At 70.5% G+C, this 17,189-nt stretch carries 16 protein-coding genes; 2 read left to right on the forward strand and 14 right to left on the reverse strand.

The annotated features are described in order from the left end of the window. Window positions 1–67: 67 nt before the first annotated feature. Both hisS and ACZ4TO_RS33085 read right to left on the reverse strand, forming a co-directional pair. Window positions 68–1,330, reverse strand: a complete 1,263-nt coding sequence (hisS, locus tag ACZ4TO_RS33080; RefSeq protein ID WP_468026168.1) for a histidine--tRNA ligase — start codon at window positions 1,328–1,330, stop codon at window positions 68–70. Between the two features lie 10 nt (window positions 1,331–1,340). After that, window positions 1,341–2,054 (reverse strand): MBL fold metallo-hydrolase, encoded by a 714-nt coding sequence (locus tag ACZ4TO_RS33085; RefSeq protein ID WP_382788838.1) that lies wholly within the window; start codon window positions 2,052–2,054, stop codon window positions 1,341–1,343. 180 nt (window positions 2,055–2,234) lie between these two features. On the opposite strand from ACZ4TO_RS33085, the gene ACZ4TO_RS33090 reads away from it, so the two are divergent. Further along, complete coding sequence (locus ACZ4TO_RS33090; RefSeq protein WP_382788841.1) at window positions 2,235–3,053, forward strand: peptidylprolyl isomerase; 819 nt, start codon at window positions 2,235–2,237, stop codon at window positions 3,051–3,053. Between the two features lie 135 nt (window positions 3,054–3,188). Beyond that, a complete protein-coding gene (locus ACZ4TO_RS33095; RefSeq protein WP_382788843.1) occupies window positions 3,189–4,418 on the forward strand; it encodes a DUF349 domain-containing protein in 1,230 nt (409 codons plus the stop codon). Between the two features lie 89 nt (window positions 4,419–4,507). On the opposite strand, the gene ACZ4TO_RS33100 is transcribed toward ACZ4TO_RS33095, so the two are convergent. From ACZ4TO_RS33100 to ACZ4TO_RS33155, 12 genes are all read right to left on the reverse strand, one after another. Beyond that, entirely contained in the window at window positions 4,508–7,072 is a 2,565-nt protein-coding gene (locus ACZ4TO_RS33100; protein WP_382788846.1) for a RelA/SpoT family protein, read from the reverse strand. 230 nt (window positions 7,073–7,302) lie between these two features. Continuing rightward, window positions 7,303–7,842: an adenine phosphoribosyltransferase gene (locus tag ACZ4TO_RS33105; protein ID WP_382788848.1), complete on the reverse strand. Its 540-nt coding sequence runs from the start codon at window positions 7,840–7,842 to the stop codon at window positions 7,303–7,305. Beyond that, complete coding sequence (gene secF / locus ACZ4TO_RS33110; protein ID WP_385042504.1) at window positions 7,839–8,957, reverse strand: protein translocase subunit SecF; 1,119 nt, start codon at window positions 8,955–8,957, stop codon at window positions 7,839–7,841. Before secF ends, ACZ4TO_RS33105 begins: the two co-directional genes overlap by 4 nt. A gap of 1 nt (window position 8,958) precedes the next feature. Beyond that, window positions 8,959–10,719, reverse strand: a complete 1,761-nt coding sequence (secD, locus tag ACZ4TO_RS33115; protein ID WP_468026169.1) for a protein translocase subunit SecD — start codon at window positions 10,717–10,719, stop codon at window positions 8,959–8,961. Window positions 10,720–10,860: 141 nt separating this feature from the next. After that, entirely contained in the window at window positions 10,861–11,367 is a 507-nt protein-coding gene (gene yajC, locus ACZ4TO_RS33120) for a preprotein translocase subunit YajC (RefSeq protein ID WP_468026170.1), read from the reverse strand. Between the two features lie 175 nt (window positions 11,368–11,542). Next, window positions 11,543–12,637: a Holliday junction branch migration DNA helicase RuvB gene (ruvB, locus tag ACZ4TO_RS33125; RefSeq protein ID WP_468026171.1), complete on the reverse strand. Its 1,095-nt coding sequence runs from the start codon at window positions 12,635–12,637 to the stop codon at window positions 11,543–11,545. Between the two features lie 97 nt (window positions 12,638–12,734). Next, the gene (gene ruvA, locus ACZ4TO_RS33130; RefSeq protein ID WP_382788862.1) at window positions 12,735–13,346 is read right to left on the reverse strand and encodes a Holliday junction branch migration protein RuvA; all 612 of its coding nucleotides are present in this window, start codon (window positions 13,344–13,346) and stop codon (window positions 12,735–12,737) included. Further along, complete coding sequence (gene ruvC, locus ACZ4TO_RS33135; RefSeq protein ID WP_382788865.1) at window positions 13,343–13,939, reverse strand: crossover junction endodeoxyribonuclease RuvC; 597 nt, start codon at window positions 13,937–13,939, stop codon at window positions 13,343–13,345. The genes ruvA and ruvC overlap by 4 nt, the downstream gene beginning before the upstream one ends. 132 nt (window positions 13,940–14,071) lie before the next feature. Next, on the reverse strand, window positions 14,072–14,824 hold the full coding sequence (locus tag ACZ4TO_RS33140) for a YebC/PmpR family DNA-binding transcriptional regulator (RefSeq protein WP_382788867.1): 753 nt from the start codon (window positions 14,822–14,824) through the stop codon (window positions 14,072–14,074). Between the two features lie 76 nt (window positions 14,825–14,900). Further along, a complete protein-coding gene (gene pdxT / locus ACZ4TO_RS33145; RefSeq protein WP_382788870.1) occupies window positions 14,901–15,506 on the reverse strand; it encodes a pyridoxal 5'-phosphate synthase glutaminase subunit PdxT in 606 nt (201 codons plus the stop codon). Between the two features lie 4 nt (window positions 15,507–15,510). Further along, window positions 15,511–16,425, reverse strand: a complete 915-nt coding sequence (gene pdxS, locus ACZ4TO_RS33150; RefSeq protein WP_037621192.1) for a pyridoxal 5'-phosphate synthase lyase subunit PdxS — start codon at window positions 16,423–16,425, stop codon at window positions 15,511–15,513. Between the two features lie 122 nt (window positions 16,426–16,547). Continuing rightward, window positions 16,548–17,093: a cation:proton antiporter gene (locus ACZ4TO_RS33155; protein ID WP_382788873.1), complete on the reverse strand. Its 546-nt coding sequence runs from the start codon at window positions 17,091–17,093 to the stop codon at window positions 16,548–16,550. Window positions 17,094–17,189: the final 96 nt, after the last annotated feature.

Here is a 17,189-nt window from a genome sequence, read left to right on the forward strand (position 1 = left end):
CCCTGACAGGTCCGGTGCCGGGCGAGGACCCGCCCGGTGGGAGGCCCACCGGGCGGGAGCGGCCGGATCAGCCCAGGCGCGCGCGCAGTTCGGACACGATCGCGTCGACCGCGACCGCCGTCTGCTCACCGGACTCCATGTCCTTGAGCTGCACGACGCCCTCGGCGAGGTCCCGCTCACCGGCGACGACCGTGAAGCGGGCCCCGCTGCGGTTCGCGTTCTTCATCGCGCCCTTGAGCCCCTTCGCGCCGTACGAGAAGTCGGCGGCGACACCGGCCCGGCGCAGTTCGGTGACCACGCCGAAGAGCGTCCGGCGGGCCTCCTCCCCGAGCGGCACCGCGAACACGCTGGTGGACGAGGGGAGTTCGAGCTCCACGCCCTCCGCCTCCAGCGCCAGTACCGTACGGTCGACGCCCAGCGCCCAGCCGACGGACGGCAGCGCGGGGCCGCCGATCATCTCGGACAGCCCGTCGTAACGGCCGCCGCCGCCGACCGCGGACTGCGAGCCGAGGCCGTCGTGCACGAACTCGAAGGTCGTGCGCGTGTAGTAGTCCAGACCGCGCACCAGCTTCGGGTCGTCCTCGAAGGAGACGCCCGCGGCCGTGATCAGGTCGCGCACCTCCTCGTGGTAGGCCTTGCAGGCGTCGCACAGGTAGTCGCGCAGCAGCGGTGCCCCGCCGAGCTGCTTCTGGACGTCCTCGCGCTTGTCGTCGAGCACCCGCAGCGGGTTGATCTCCGCGCGGCGCAGCGTCTCCTCGTCGAGGTCCAGGCCGCGCAGGAAGTCCTGCAGCGCGGCCCGGTAGACGGGACGGCACTCCTTGTCGCCCAGGCTGTTCAGCAGGATGCGGAAGTTCCGCAGGCCCAGCGAGCGGTACGCCTGGTCCGCCAGGATGATGAGCTCGGCGTCGAGCGCCGGGTCCTCGGCTCCGATCGCCTCGGCGCCCACCTGGGAGAAGTGGCGGTAACGGCCCTTCTGGGGACGCTCGTAGCGGTAGTACGAGCCCGAGTACCAGAGCTTGACGGGGAGGTTGCCCGCCTTGTGCAGGTTGGCCTCGAGGGCCGCGCGCAGCACGGAGGCGGTGCCCTCGGGGCGCAGCGCCAGCCTGTCGCCGCCCTTGGTCTCGAAGGCGTACATCTCCTTGGTCACGATGTCGGTGGACTCACCGACACCGCGGGCGAACAGCTCGACGTTCTCGAAACCGGGCGTCTCGATGTAGCCGTAGCCGGAGTTGCGCAGCGGGGCCGCGATGGCCTCGCGGACCGCGAGGTACTTGGCGCTGTCCGGCGGGATGAGGTCGTACGTGCCCTTGGGGGCCCTGAAGGTGCTCACGGAAGTCTTGTCACATTCCTCGTCGTGGAGCGGAGGTCGGGTCCGCTCCCAGGCCGGCCGCCACCTGCCGCAGATACGGGTTGGTGGCGCGCTCCTGGCCGATGGTCGTCTGGGGGCCGTGGCCGGACAGCACCACGGTCGAGTCGTCGAGCGGCAGGCACACGCGGCCCAGCGAGTCGAGCATCTCGTCCATGTCGCCGCCCGGCAGGTCGGTGCGTCCGATGGAGCCGGCGAAGAGCAGATCCCCGGAGAAGAACACGGACGGGATGTCCGCGCTCTCGGGCATCCGGAACGTCACCGACCCCTTCGTATGGCCCGGCGCGTGCGCGACGGAGAGGTCGAGGCCCGCCAGCCTCAGCTCCGCGCCGTCGGTCAGCGTCCGCACGTCGTCGGGCTCCCCCACGGTCAGCTCGCCCATCAGTGGCATGCCGATGGACCGTCCGAGCGCCTTCTCCGGGTCGCTCATCATGTACCGGTCCTCGGGGTGGATCCAGGCCGGAACGTCGTGCGCTCCGCACACCGGGACGACCGAGGCGACATGGTCGATGTGGCCATGGGTCAGGATGACCGCGACGGGCTTGAGCCGATGCTTCTTGAGCGCGTCCTCGACTCCCTGGGCGGCCTGATGGCCCGGGTCGATGATCACGCACTCCTCACCCGCGGCGGGGGCGACCAGGTAACAGTTGGTCCCCCAGGCCCCGGCGGGGAACCCGGCAATGAGCACGATCGTCCTTCGTGGTGGCGTACGCGCTGGTGTCGTACGGGGCGGTTGGCTGTGGATCAGAGCCTACCGGCGCTGCCGATTCCTCAGCGAACCCATATACGGTACGGGGCACACGCGGGTGGTCGGCTCAGGCGACGCACGCGTCCCACTCGACGTACGAGACGCACGAGGAGAATTCCGGTGGTCAGCCAGGAACAGCGGCGGCGTCAGCTCGCCCGGGAGAAGTTCTTGCGACAGCAGCAGCGCCGCACATCCGCTCGACGGAGGACCCAAACCCGCAACGCGGTGATCGCGGCGGTCGTCGGCGTGCTCGTCGCGGGCGGTGCGACGGCCTACGCGACCGGGCTCTTCAAGAGCGACGACAAGAAGGCGAGCGCGGCCGGGGCGACGCCCAGCGCGACGCCGCCGAGCAAGGCGCCCGATCCGTGCGAGAAGCCGGCCGAGGGCAAGGTGAAGTCGCTCACGTGGAAGAAGGAGCCGGCGGTCACCATCGACACGTCCGCCGCGTACTCCATGAAGATGGCGACGACGTGCGGTGACATCGACATCGCCCTCAAGGCGTCCGCCGCCCCGCACACGGTGAACTCGTTCGCCTTCCTCGCGGGCAAGGGCTACTTCGACCACACCAAGTGCCACCGGCTCACCACCAACGGGATCTACGTCCTGCAGTGCGGTGACCCGACGGCCCAGGGCAGCGGCGGTCCCGGCTACACGATTCCGGACGAGAATCTGAAGGACAAGACGCTCAAGGGCAACGTGTACCCGGCGGGCACGATCGCCATGGCCAACACCGGCCAGAAGCACACCGGCGGCAGCCAGTTCTTCCTGGTGTACCAGGACAGTCAGCTTCCGCCCAGCTACACACCGTTCGGAACTATTTCCAAGTCCGGCATGACGGTTCTCAAGAAGATCGCGGCCGCCGGCGAGAGCACGGGCCAGGGCGACGGCGCGCCGAACGCGACGGTCGTCGTCAACAAGCTGACCGTGACGAAATCCTGACCGTACGCTGCTGAATTTCGGTCGCGCGGGATGCGGACAGCCGCCCCGCCGGTCGCCTATGTTGGCCGTGACGAAACTGTGGACGATGCCAGGGGGCTCCGAAGCCCCCCACAGGCATCATGTGGAGGAGGCGCTGTGAGCAGCGACCCGTGGGGCCGCGTCGACGAGACGGGGACCGTGTACGTGCGTACGGCCGACGGCGAGCAGGTCGTCGGATCCTGGCAGGCAGGCACCCCTGATGAGGCGCTGGCCTACTTCGAGCGCAAGTACGAAGGCCTGGTTGTCGAGATCGGCCTCCTCGAAAAGCGAGTGAAGACCACCGACCTGTCGGCGAAGGACGCCCAGACCGCCATCGATCACATCCGCGAGCAGGTGGACGCCCACCACGCGGTCGGTGATCTGGACGCGCTCAAGGTGCGGCTGGACAAGCTCGTCGCGACGGTCGACGCGCGCCGTGAGGAGCGCAAGGTCCAGCGGGCCAAGCAGTCCGACGAGGCGCGGCACGCCAAGGAGGCGCTGGTCGTCGAGGCCGAGGAGCTGGCGCAGAGCGACCAGTGGCGGGCGGCCGGTGAGCGGCTTCGTGCGCTGGTGGACACGTGGAAGGGGCTGCCGCGACTCGACCGCAAGTCGGACGACGAGCTGTGGCACCGCTTCTCGCACGCCCGCTCGGCGTTCTCCAAGCGGCGCAAGGCGCACTTCGCGTCGCTGGACGCGCAGCGCGAGGAGGCCCGCAAGACCAAGGAGAAGCTGGTCGCCGAGGCCGAGTCGCTGTCCGGCTCGTCGGACTGGGGCCCGACGGCGGCCCGCTACCGCGAGCTGATGGCGGACTGGAAGGCCGCGGGCCGCGCCCAGCGCGAGCACGAGGACGACCTGTGGAACCGCTTCCGCGGCGCCCAGGACGTCTTCTTCGCGGCGCGCAGCTCGGTGTTCGCCGAGCGTGACGCGGAGCAGACGGAGAACCTGAAGCTCAAGGAGGAGCTGGCCGAGGAGGCCGAGAAGCTCGTCCCGGTGCAGGACCTGAAGGCGGCCCGTGCGGCCTTCCGTTCCATCAACGAGCGCTGGGAGGCCATCGGCCACGTGCCGCGCGACGCCCGCCCGAAGGTCGAGGGCCGGATGCACGCGGTGGAGCGGGCTCTCCAGGAGTCGGAGGAGACCGAGTGGCGCCGGACGAACCCGGAGGCACGCGCGCGTGCCGAGGGTCTGACCGGTCAGCTCCAGGCCGCCGTCGACAAGCTCCAGGGCCAGATCGAGGCGGCGCGCTCCGCGGGCAACACCGCGAAGGCCGACAAGCTCCAGCGGGAGCTGGACGGCCGTCAGGCGCTGCTGGACCAGGCGCTGAAGGGTCTTCAGGAGTTCGGCGGCTGACACACCGCCGCACCGGCTGACACCCGCCGCACCCATGTGAAGGGGCTCCCGTACGCACCGTACGGGAGCCCCTTCTCATGTCTCCGGCGTCAGGCCTCGGAGGGCCTGCGGGCCGATGTCACGCGGTACACGTCGTAGACGCCCTCGACGCCCCGTACGGCCTTCAGGACGTGTCCCAGGTGCTTGGGGTCGCCCATCTCGAAGGTGAACCGGGAGGTGGCGACACGGTCCCGGGAGGTCTGGACGGCCGCGGACAGGATGTTGACGTGCTGGTCGGACAGGACACGGGTGACGTCCGACAGCAGCCGGGACCGGTCCAGGGCCTCGACCTGTATGGCGACCAGGAAGACCGAGGACTGGGTGGGCGCCCACTCGACCTCGAGGATGCGCTCGGGCTCGCGCGAGAGCGAGTCGACGTTCACGCAGTCGCTGCGGTGGACCGAGACGCCGCTGCCGCGGGTGACGAACCCGATGATCGGGTCGCCCGGCACCGGCGTGCAGCAGCGGGCGAGCTTGACCCACACGTCGTCGACGCCCTTGACGACGACACCCGGGTCGTTGTTGCTGCGCCGCTTGCGGCCGCGGCCCCGCGCCGGGGGTACGGACTCGTCGATCTCCTCGGTGGCCGCCTCCTCGCCGCCGAGTGCCTGCACGAGCTTCTGGACGACGCTCTGGGCGGTGACATGGCCCTCGCCGATCGCCGCGTACAGCGACGAGATGTCGGGGTAGCGCATCTCGTGCGCGAGCGTGACCAGGGAGTCGCCGGTGAGGATCCGCTGGATGGGCAGGTTCTGCTTGCGCATCGCGCGGGCGATGGCGTCCTTGCCGTGCTCGATGGCCTCGTCGCGGCGTTCCTTGGAGAACCACGCGCGGATCTTGTTGCGGGCGCGCGGCGACTTCACGAAGCCGAGCCAGTCGCGGGAGGGGCCCGCGCCGGCCGCCTTGGAGGTGAAGACCTCGACCAGATCGCCGTTGTCCAGGGTGGACTCGAGCGGCACGAGGCGTCCGTTGACCCGTGCCCCTATGGTCCGGTGGCCGACCTCCGTGTGCACCGCGTACGCGAAGTCCACCGGTGTCGCACCGGCCGGAAGCGCTATGACGTCGCCCTTCGGCGTGAAGACGAAGACCTCGTTGCGCGACAGGTCGAAGCGCAGGGACTCCAGGAACTCGCTGGGGTCCTCGGTCTCCTTCTGCCAGTCGAGGAGCTGGCGCAGCCACGCCATGTCGTTGACCGTGTCCTGGCCGGCGCTGCCCTTGGCGGCCCGGGGCACGTCGGTGCGGATCTTGGAGGACCCGGCGACGGTCTCCTGCTTGTACTTCCAGTGCGCGGCGATGCCGTACTCGGCGCGGCGGTGCATGTCGAACGTACGGATCTGGAGTTCGACGGGCTTGCCGTTGGGGCCGATGACCGTCGTGTGCAGCGACTGGTACATGTTGAACTTCGGCATCGCGATGTAGTCCTTGAACCGGCCGGGGACCGGGTTCCATCGCGCGTGCACGGTGCCGAGTGCCGCATAGCAGTCGCGGACGGTGTCCACGAGGACGCGGATGCCCACCAGGTCGTAGATCTCCGCGAAGTCACGGCCGCGGACGATCATCTTCTGGTAGACGCTGTAGTAGTGCTTCGGGCGGCCGGTGACGGTCGCCTTGATGCGGGCCGCGCGCAGGTCCGACTGGACCTCGTCGGTCACTATGGCGAGGTACTCGTCGCGCTTGGGGGCGCGCTCGGCGACCAGGCGCACGATCTCGTCGTACATCTTGGGGTAGAGGATCGCGAAGGCGAGGTCCTCCAGCTCCCACTTGATGGTGTTCATGCCCAGGCGGTGGGCGAGCGGCGCGTAGATCTCCAGGGTCTCGCGCGCCTTCTTCTCCTGCTTCTCGCGCTTGAGATAGCGCATGGTGCGCATGTTGTGCAGGCGGTCGGCGAGCTTGATGACCAGGACGCGCGGGTCCTTGGCCATCGCGACGACCATCTTGCGCACGGTCTCGGCCTGCGCGGCCTCACCGAACTTGACCTTGTCCAGCTTGGTGACGCCGTCGACGAGGAGGCCGACGGAGTCGCCGAAGTCGCGGCGGAGCTGGTCCAGGCCGTACTCGGTGTCCTCGACCGTGTCGTGCAGGAGACCGGCCATGAGCGTGGCCGGGTCCATGCCCAGCTCGGCGAGGATGGTGGTGACGGCGAGCGGGTGCGTGATGTACGGGTCGCCGCTCTTGCGCTTCTGGCCCCGGTGCCACCGCTCGGCGACCTGGTAGGCCTTCTCGATCTGCCGGAGCGTGGACGTCTCGATCTTGGGGTCGTTGCTGCGCACTATCCGCAGCAGCGGTTCCAGGACCGGGTTGTACGGGTTCGAGCGCTGCACGCCGAGACGGGCGAGGCGGGCCCGGACGCGGTTGGAGGAGCCGCCGGAGCGGGAGGGCTGCGCTGCCGCGGGCCGGACCGCCGGGGTGTTCACGGGCCGCTCGGGCGGGGCCGGTTTGGGGCGCGACGCCTCGGCCGCCGTTCCGTCGGGCGCGGACTGGGCGTGCTCGACCGGCCCGCTCGCTCCGTTCCGTGCGGGCTTCTCCGCAGGGCCCGAGGCGGGCTCGGGCTGGGTGGAGGCGGTTCGCCCCAGGCGTTCCGCGCTGGGGGCGAGTGGCTGGGCCTCGTCTGGCAAGAGGGCTCCTCGTGCGCGATCCGGGTCCCCCGGTCAGGCTCCGGAAACCCCATGGTAGCGATCCTTCGTGCCGGACTCGCTGTCGGCCGCCGGGGGCGGCCTCGTACAGGGGGAACGCCGGAGGCGGGCGCCGGATTCCTCCGGGCCCGCCTCCAGGGTGTCCTACGGGTGCCTCAGGCCTTTCGGGGGCCTGTCCGGGAGCGGACTCCCGGGTGGCGTGCGCGCGGTCCTCAGACCGTCAGCAGCGCCTCCAGGGGAGCTCCGGCCAGGGCCGGCTCCAGACGGCCGCGGCCGCCCAGGAAGCCCAGCTCCATCAGCACGGCGAGGCCCGCGACCTCGGCGCCCGCCCTGCGGATGAGCTGGAGGGATGCCTCGGCGGTGCCGCCGGTGGCGAGGACGTCGTCGACGACGAGGACGCGGTCGGCGCCGCTCAGGTCCTCGGCGTGCACCTCGATCTCGGCGGAGCCGTACTCCAGGTCGTACGCCTGCGACAGGGTCGCTCCGGGGAGCTTGCCCGCCTTGCGCACGGGGATGAAGCCGATGCCCGCGTGGACGGCGACCGGGGCTCCGAGGATGAAGCCGCGCGCCTCCAGACCGACGATCTTGGTGGCGCCGGTGCGCACGGCGATGTCCGCCAGGGCGCCGGTCAGCGCACCGAACGCGGCCGGGTCGGCCAGGAGCGGGGTGATGTCCTTGAACATCACACCCGGCTCCGGGTAGTCGGCCACGTCACGGATGCGGCTGGTCAGCAGCTCCTCGATGCCGGTCATCGGCGCTTCCCCGAGGGACGGCCGCGGCCGCGGGAGCGGGACGCGGGCTGGTTGCGGGGACCGACGACCGCCGGCGTGACGTCGTCCTCGTCGTCCTCGTACGAGGGCTCGGCGGCCTGCGGCTCCAGGGACTCGCCCTTGGCGGCCGCCTGGGCGCGCTTGGCCAGGACCCGCTTGCGCAGGGCCTTCATCTCCGGCTCGCGCTCCTTGAGGTCGGCGACGAGCGGCGTGGCGATGAAGATCGAGGAGTACGCGCCGGCCGCGAGGCCGACGAACAGCGACAGCGAGATGTCGTTGAGCATGCCGGCGCCGAGCACGCCGCCGCCGATGAACAGCAGGCCGGCGACCGGCAGCAGCGCGACCACCGTGGTGTTGATGGAACGCACCAGGGTGCTGTTGATCGAGCGGTCGGCGACGTCGCTGTAGGTCCAGCGGGTCTGCTTGGTGATGCCCTTCGTCTGCTCCTTGAGGCTGTCGAAGACGACCACCGTGTCGTAGAGCGAGTAACCGAGGATCGTGAGCAGACCGATCACGGTGCCCGGGGTGACCTCGAAGCCGACCAGGGCGTAGATGCCGACCGTGATGGTGATGTCGTGGATCAGGGCGACCAGGGCCGCGATGGCCATGCGCCACTCGAAGGCGATCGCCAGGTAGATCACGACGAGGACCATGAAGATCGCCAGGCCCTCCCAGGCCTTGTTGGCGATCTGGTCACCCCAGCTCGGACCGACGAGGTCGGCGTTGATGTCCTCGGGGTTGACCTTCAGGTCCGTGGCGAGCTTCTGCTTGATCGCGTCGGACTTGTCGGTGTCGATGCCGGCGATCTGGATGCGCAGGCCGCCCTTGCCGAGCCCCTGGACGACCGCGTCGTGGCCGGAGGCCTCTTCCGCGAACGTCTCGGCCTGGCTCACCGAGACACTGCTGCTCCCGGTGGTGGTGAAGACGGCGCCGCCCTGGAACTCGATGCCCATGTTCAGGCCCCGCACCGTCAGGCCGAGGATGGCCGTGATGGTGATCAGGATCGAGATGCCGTACCAGATCTTGCGCTTGCCGACGAAGTCGTAGCCGATCTCGCCGCGGTGGAGCCGGGCGCCGAGGGTGCCGAGTTTCGACATCTCACGCCTCCTTCGTGTCGACGGGGGCGGACGCGCGACGGGTGCGGCGCAGCGGCGGCTTGGCGCCCAGTCGCTTCGGGTCGAGGCCGGACCAGCGGTGGCCCTCCGCGAAGAACTTCCTGCGGGCCAGGAGGGTCATCAGCGGCTTGGTGAAGAAGAACACCACGACGACGTCGAGCACCGTGGTCAGACCGAGGGTGAACGCGAAGCCCTGGACCTTGCCGACGGTGACGATGAAGAGCACCGCGGCGGCGAGGAACGACACGAAGTCGGAGACCAGGATGGTGCGACGGGCACGCGGCCAGGCGCGCTCGACGGCCGGACGCAGGGTGCGGCCCTCGCGGATCTCGTCACGGATGCGTTCGAAGAACACGATGAACGAGTCCGCCGTGATGCCGATCGCGACGATCGCGCCGCAGACGGCCGGGAGGTTCAGCGCGAAGCCGATGGCCGGGCCGAGCAGCGCCATGAGCACGTACGTGAGGATCGCCGAGACGCCCAGGGAGGCGATGGCGATGACCGACAGGCCCCGGTAGTAGATCACCAGGTAGAGGACGACCAGGGCGAGGCCGATGGCGCCCGCGATCAGACCGGCGTGGAGCTGCTCGCCACCGAGCGCGGCGGTCACCGTGGTGACGCTGGACTCCTTGAAGCTGAGCGGCAGGGCGCCGTACTTCAGCATGTTGGCCAGGTCCTGGGCCTCGGTCTGGGTGAAGCTGCCGGAGATCTCGGCGCTGCCGCTCAGCGACTGGGCCACCGAGGGGTCCGAGACGACCTGGCCGTCGAGGACGATCGCGAACTGGTTCTGCGGGGGCTGGTTCTGGGCGAGCTTGCCGGTGATGGCGGCGAACTTCTTGGAGCCACCGGACGTGAAGTCCATGGTGACCTTCCAGCCCGCGGCACTCTGCGTGTCGAAGACCGCGCCGGCCTTCTTGATGTCCGTACCGGCCACCTCGGCCGGGCCGAGGATGTACTTCTGCCACTGGCCGGAGGAGTTCTTGTCCTGGCCGCAGGCCACGGTCGGCTCGGTCGGCTTGGCGTCGGCACCGGCCTTGGCGCGGACGGCCTTGTCGGTGCAGTCCAGCGCTTCGTACTGGGCCTGGAGCTTGGCGGTGGCGGGGTCCACGCTCGCGGACGGCGAGGCGCTCGTGGAGGGCGAGGCCGAGGAGCTGGGGGTGCCGCTCGCGGACGGCGAGGAGCCCGCCTTCAGGGCGTCGCTGACCACGCGGCCCTGGGTGGTGGCGGACGCGGACGGCGTCGCGGAGGACGAGGAGGACGAGGTCGCCTTGTCCCCGGCCTTGCCGGAGGAGCTGCTGGAGGCGCTCGGCGACGGGCTGGACGACGCCGCGGCACCGGAGACGTCCGTGGTCAGCACGGGGCGGAAGTACAGCTTGGCGGTGGTGCCGACCTGCTTGCGGGCCTGCTCGGAGTTCGTGCCCTTGGGGATGTTGACAATGATGTTGTCGGAACCCTGGGTCTGAACCTCGGCCTCGGAGACACCGAGCCCATTGACACGGCGGTTCATGATGTCGACCGCGGTGTCCATGTTGGTCTTGTTGATCGCGTTGGGCTGACCCGGCTCGTTCTTCGCCGTGAGCGTGATGCTCGTGCCGCCGGCGAGGTCGATGCCGAGACGCGGAGTGGTCTGCCCGGAGGCGAACATCCCTCCGGTGAGCGCCGCGATGGCGATCAGGATCAGGGCCAGCGAGCGCCCCGGCCTGCTCTGGGCGCTCGCGCTCCGGCCCTTCTTCGGTGCTGCCACCTTCTCGTACTCCCTCTCGGGCCGCCCTGCGCCGGGTGAGCGCGTGGACGGCCATGCCATGGTGTCGGGACTCCGTGCGAGAACAGCACGTCCCGGGAGGTGTGGGGCGCGAGCGGATCGCGCCGGGCTCCCGGGTCGTGACTACTTCGCGCCGGCCTCGCCGTCGGTCTTCTTCGGCTCCGCCTCGTCGGCGACGGGCTCGTCGGCCTTCGTCTCGACGACGGCGTCGGCCGGCTTGTCGGCCAGGTCCTTCTTGCCGAGGTCGAGGGGCTTGTCGTCGGAGGCGTCGGCGGCGGGCTCGTCGGTCTCGGTGAGGGAGGAGGCGTCGTCCGGCACGACGGTGCCGTCGGCCTTCAGGTCGTGCTCGATGCCGTGCACGATGCGGTTGTACTCGTCGTCCGTGAGGACGGCGCCGATCGCGTTCTTCGCGAAGAGCAGGTCGACACCCGGGCCGGCGTCGAGGAGGACCGTGTCGTCGTTGACCTCCTTGACAGTGGCGTACATACCGCCGATCGTGCGCACGCCGGAGCCGGGCTGGAGCTCGTTGCGCATGGAAGCCGCCTGCTGCTGCTTCTTCTTGGCCGACCGGGTCATCAGGAACATGGCCCCGATGAGCACGATGAACGGGAGGAGGGTCACGAGACTCACGGGTCGGAACTTCCTTCTTCGACCGCACCAGGTGAGCGGCCTGCTGGATGGGGGTATGTATGGGGGGTGTCTGCCGTCGACAAGGGCGGCATCGGCGGAGTCTAAGCGAGTCCGCACTCAGGGAACAACGCTCAGCATGGCACCGGGGTTCCTGCCCCGGTGCGTACGCACGCCGTCACGCCCCGAACAGGTCCTCTTGTCCGTTTCCGCCGGTCGACCGGCGGGGCGGCGTGAGGCCGAGATGTGCCCATGCCGCGGGTGTCGCCACCCGGCCACGGGGAGTGCGGGCGAGGAGTCCCTCTCGTACGAGGAAGGGCTCGGCGACCTCTTCCACGGTCTCACGCTCCTCCCCCACAGCGACAGAGAGTGTGGACAATCCGACAGGTCCGCCGCCGAAAAGCTTGATCAGGGCTTCGAGGACCCCGCGGTCGAGCCGGTCCAGACCGCGCGCGTCGACCTCGTAGACCTTCAGGGCCGCCGCGGCGATCTCCCGGGTGATGATCCCGTCCGCCCTGACCTGCGCGTAGTCGCGTACGCGGCGCAGCAGGCGGTTGGCGATACGGGGCGTGCCGCGGGAGCGGCCGGCGATCTCCGCGGCCCCCTCGGCGCCGATCTCCACGTCCAGGAGGCCGGCGGAGCGGTGGACGACGCGCTCCAGCTCGGCGGGTTCGTAGAACTCCATGTGCGCGGTGAAGCCGAAGCGGTCGCGCAGCGGCGGGGGCAGGAGTCCCGCGCGGGTGGTGGCGCCGACCAGGGTGAACGGGGGCAGTTCCAGCGGGATGGCGGTGGCGCCGGGGCCCTTGCCGACGATGACGTCGACGCGGAAGTCCTCCATCGCCATGTAGAGCATCTCCTCGGCGGGCCGGGACATGCGGTGGATCTCGTCGAGGAAGAGGACCTCGCCCTCCTGGAGGGAGGAGAGGATCGCGGCGAGGTCTCCGGCGTGCTGGATCGCGGGGCCGCTGGTGATGCGGATGGGGGCGCCCATCTCGGCCGCGATGATCATGGAGAGGGTGGTCTTGCCGAGGCCGGGCGCGCCGGAGAGCAGGACGTGGTCGGCGGTGGCCCCCCGCGCGCGGGCCGCCCGCAGGACCAGGTCGAGCTGTTCGCGCACCTTCTCCTGGCCGATGAACTCGTCCAGGTCCTTGGGGCGCAGCGCGGCCTCGACGGCCTGGTCCTCGCCGTCGGCGACCGAGCGCACCAGCCGGTCGTCGGCGGGTCCGACGAGCCGCTCGCCGGCGGCTTCGTCTGTCGTGTCGTCCCAGTTCATCGGTGGTGCCTCGCGGTCTCGTGGTGGTGGGGCGGTCGGCGGTGACCCGGGCGCGGGCCGCTCCGGGGCACGCGGCCGGCCCGGGGGCCGGGGCCGTTCAGCGTGCTCGGTTCAGGGTCTGCAGGGCGGCGCGCAGGAGCTGGCCCACCTGCGGGGTTCCCTCGGCGGCCTCGGCCTGCGGGGCGACGGCGGCGACCGCCTCGTCGGCCTCGCGGGTCGCGTACCCGAGGCCGACGAGCGCGGCGTGGAGCTGGTCGCGCCAGCTCGCGGTGACCGGCGTGCCGATGGCCGGGCCGCCGGGCCCGAGCGGTTCGCCGAGCCGGTCCTTGAGGTCCAGCAGCAGCTTCTGGGCGCCCTTCTTGCCGATCCCGGGGACGGCGATGAGCGCCTTCTCGTCACCGGTGGACACCGCGCGGCGCAGGGCGTCGGGGGTGTGCACGGCGAGCATCGCCTGGGCGAGACGCGGGCCGACTCCGCTGGCGGTCTGGAGCAGCTCGAAGACCTGGCGCTCGTCGTCGTCGGCGAAGCCGTACAGCGTCAGGGAGTCCTCGCGGACGACCAGGGAGGTGGCGAGCTTGGCCTGCTGTCCGGTGCGGAGCCCGGCGAGCGTGCCCGGGGTGCAGTGGACGGAGATGCCGATGCCGCCGACCTCGACGACCGCGGAGTCGGGGGCGAGGGCGGCGACCGGGCCGCTGACGAAGGCGATCATGCGGTACGGCCTTTCGATGCTGGGTTCCGGGCCTGCGCGGCGGCGGCCCGCTGGAGTCTGTTCTGCGCGACGGCCCGGTCGGGCGCGATCAGCGCGGCGGCCTGCTGGAGTCTGTTCTGGGCCGGGGCGCGCCAGATGTGGCAGATGGCGAGCGCGAGGGCGTCCGCCGCGTCGGCGGGCTTGGGCGGCGCGGAGAGCCGGAGCAGGCGGGTGACCATCGCGCCGACCTGGGCCTTGTCCGCGCGGCCGCTGCCGGTGACGGCGGCCTTGACCTCGCTCGGGGTGTGCAGCGCGACGGGGATGCCACGGCGGGCCGCGCAGAGCATGGCGACGGCGCTGGCCTGGGCGGTGCCCATCACGGTCCGGACGTTGTGCTGGCTGAACACCCGCTCCACGGCGACGAATTCGGGTTCGTACTCGTCGAGCCACTGTTCGATGCCCTGCTCGACGGCGACCAGGCGCAGGCCGAGCTCGGCGTCCGCCGGGGTGCGGACGACTCCGACGCCGCGCATGGTCAGGGGCCGCCCGGCGACTCCCTCGACCACCCCGACACCGCATCGGGTCAACCCGGGGTCAACACCCAGCACCCGCACCCGGGCCTCCTTCGAACTCGCCGGTCGTCGCTGGGGGTCTCCCCAGTTCGTGCAGGCTATCGGGTGCCACTGACACAGCGACGGGCCGACGGGGGGTGTCCCGTCGGCCCGTCGCTTCGAGCAAGCCCCAGGTCAGGCGTCGACCTTCTCCATGACCTCGTCGCTGACGTCGAAGTTGGCGAAGACGTTCTGCACGTCGTCACTGTCCTCCAGCGCGTCGATCAGCTTGAAGATCTTCCGCGCGCCCTCCTCGTCGAGCTCGACCTGCATGGTCGGGACGAAGTTGGCGTCGGCGGAGTCGTAGTCGATGCCGGCGCTCTGGAGCGCGGTGCGGACCGCGACCAGGTCGGTGGCCTCGGACAGGACCTCGAAGCTCTCGCCGAGGTCGTTGACCTCCTCGGCGCCCGCGTCGAGCACGGCGCCCAGGACGTCGTCCTCGGTCAGTTCACCCTTGGGGACGACGATGACGCCCTTGCGGTTGAAGAGGTACGACACCGAGCCGGGGTCGGCCATGCTGCCGCCGTTGCGGGTCATGGCGACACGCACGTCGGAGGCGGCGCGGTTGCGGTTGTCGGTGAGGCACTCGATGAGCACCGCGACACCGTTCGGGCCGTAGCCCTCGTACATGATCGTCTCGTAGTCGGCGCCACCGGCCTCGAGACCGGCGCCGCGCTTGACCGCGGAGTCGATGTTCTTGTTCGGGACCGAGCTCTTCTTCGCCTTCTGGATGGCGTCGAACAGCGTCGGGTTGCCGGACACGTCGGCGCCGCCCGTACGGGCCGCGACCTCGATGTTCTTGATCATCTTCGCGAAGAGCTTGCCGCGCTTGGCGTCGATCACGGCCTTCTTGTGCTTCGTCGTAGCCCATTTAGAGTGGCCGGACATCTGCCTGTCTCCTTCGCGTAACCCAACCTGTACGGACTCCCCCAGGCGTCGAGAGCCTGGGAAGACCCCACAGATCCTACAAGGACGCCGGTGTCCGGTTCGCGCGCACCATGTCGACGAACAAACCGTGCACGCGGTGGTCGCCCGTCAGTTCCGGGTGGAACGACGTGGCGAGCGCGTTTCCCTGGCGTACGGCGACGATGTGGCCGCCGTGCTCGGCGAGCACCTCGGCCTCGGCTCCCACGGACTCGACCCAGGGTGCGCGGATGAAGACGCCCTCTACAGGATCGCCCTCGACGCCCCGGACGTCGACCGCCGCCTCGAAGGACTCGTTCTGCCGTCCGAAGGCGTTGCGGCGCACGATCATGTCGATGCCGCCGATGGTCTCCTGGCCCGAGCGGGGGTCGAGGATCTTGTCGGCGAGCATGATCATGCCCGCGCAGGTGCCGTAGACGGGCATGCCGGCGCGGACCCGCGCGCGCAGCGGCTCCATCACTCCGAAGAGGACCGCGAGCTTCGAGATGGTGGTGGACTCGCCGCCGGGTATGACGAGGCCGTCGATCTCGGCGAGCTCCTCGGGGCGCCGCACCGGCCTGGCCACGGCGTCCGCCGCGGCCAGGGCGATGAGGTGCTCCCGTACGTCGCCCTGGAGAGCCAGGACGCCAATGACAGGAGTGGTCATGTGACTACCAGCCGCGGTTGGCGTAGCGCTCGGTCTCGGGGAGCGTGTCGCAGTTGATGCCGACCATGGCCTCGCCGAGGTTGCGCGACGCGTCCGCGATGATCTTCGGGTCGTCGTAGAAGGTGGTGGCCTTCACGATGGCGGCGGCGCGCTTGGCCGGGTCGCCGGACTTGAAGATGCCGGAGCCGACGAAGACGCCCTCGGCACCGAGCTGGCGCATGAGCGCGGCGTCGGCGGGGGTGGCGACACCACCGGCGGAGAACAGCACGACCGGCAGCTTGCCGAGCTCGGCGACCTCCTTGACGAGCTCGTAGGGGGCGCGCAGGTCCTTGGCGGCGGCGTACAGCTCGTTGTTGTCGAAGCCGCGCAGGCGGGCGATCTCGTTCTTGATCTGGCGCAGGTGGCGCACGGCCTCGACGACGTTGCCGGTGCCGGCCTCGCCCTTGGAGCGGATCATGGCCGCGCCCTCGGCGATACGGCGCAGGGCCTCGCCCAGGTTGGTGGCGCCACACACGAAGGGGGTGGTGAACGCGAACTTGTCGGAGTGGTTGACCTCGTCGGCCGGGGTGAGGACCTCGGACTCGTCGATGTAGTCGACGCCGAGGGACTGCAGGACCTGGGCCTCGACGAAGTGGCCGATGCGGGACTTGGCCATCACCGGGATCGAGACCGCCTCGATGATCTCCTCGATCATGTTCGGGTCCGACATCCGGGCGACTCCGCCGTCCTTGCGGATGTCGGCGGGGACCCGCTCCAGGGCCATGACGGCCACGGCGCCGGCGTCCTCGGCGATCTTCGCCTGCTCCGCGTTGACGACGTCCATGATCACGCCGCCCTTGAGCTGCTCGGCCATGCCGCGCTTGACGCGGGCGGTACCGATCGCGGTGTTCTCGGCGGAGTTGGGGAGGGTGCTGGACACGGGTTGACCTCACTCGGGGAAAGAGGATTTCTGCAGCTCCGAGGAAACGCGACGCGACCAGGCCACTGCAAGGGCCAATGAGGAGGCGGTGGATCGTTTTCCTGGCCGCCCTCCCGTGTCCATCAGTTCGTCGGGCGGTCCGCCAGGGCCGTCGGGGGCTCGTCGTCCATCTCGAAGGCCATGGGGAACGGGGCGTGGCCGGCGAGGCGGAACCAGCGGACCTTGCGGTGCCGGCGCAGGGCGCGGGCGGCGCGTACGGCGTCGTTGTGGAAGCGCCGCGCCATCGGCACCCGGCGCACGGCCTGGGCCAGTTCACCGGCCGCCTCCTCGCCACCGGGCACCTCGCGTACCGCCTCGACCTGCTGGGTCTCCCCGAAGACCGCCCGCAGGGCCTGGCTCAGCTCGCTCTCGGCCACCTCGCGCTGCTCCTCCTCGGCCTGCCGGGCCGCGTGCGCCGCCTCGTAGAGCACGATCGAGGCGGCCGGGTCGAGCACCCCGGAGGTGGCCAGTTCCTGTGCCACGGAGGCCCGGCGCAGCAACTGAGCGTCGAGGGCGGCGCGGGCGGCGTCGATACGGGCGTGCAGCCGGTCGAGACGCCCGGCGGTCCAGCTCAGGTAGAGGCCGATCACGACGAGGCCGACGAGGATCCAGATCAGGGTTGCGGTCACGGGCCGCAAGGCTACCCGTGCCGATCACCGCCCCACCGGGGCCCGCGCACAGGGCGAGCCGCCCCGGAGCCGCGCGCGTGCCGGGCGGGCCCGGAG

It is taken from the genome of Streptomyces sp. NPDC028298, assembly GCF_055565895.1.

Excerpts from the sequence above, each read along its gene's own strand:
- secF (WP_385042504.1), bottom strand. The coding sequence starts at position 8,957 with ATGTCGAAACTCGGCACCCTCGGCGCCCGGCTCCACCGCGGCGAGATC.
- pdxT (WP_382788870.1), bottom strand. The coding sequence starts at position 15,506 with ATGACCACTCCTGTCATTGGCGTCCTGGCTCTCCAGGGCGACGTACGG.
- ruvB (WP_468026171.1), bottom strand. The coding sequence starts at position 12,637 with ATGAACTGGGACGACACGACAGACGAAGCCGCCGGCGAGCGGCTCGTC.
- ACZ4TO_RS33140 (WP_382788867.1), bottom strand. The coding sequence starts at position 14,824 with ATGTCCGGCCACTCTAAATGGGCTACGACGAAGCACAAGAAGGCCGTG.
- ACZ4TO_RS33105 (WP_382788848.1), bottom strand. The coding sequence starts at position 7,842 with ATGACCGGCATCGAGGAGCTGCTGACCAGCCGCATCCGTGACGTGGCC.
- ruvA (WP_382788862.1), bottom strand. The coding sequence starts at position 13,346 with ATGATCGCCTTCGTCAGCGGCCCGGTCGCCGCCCTCGCCCCCGACTCC.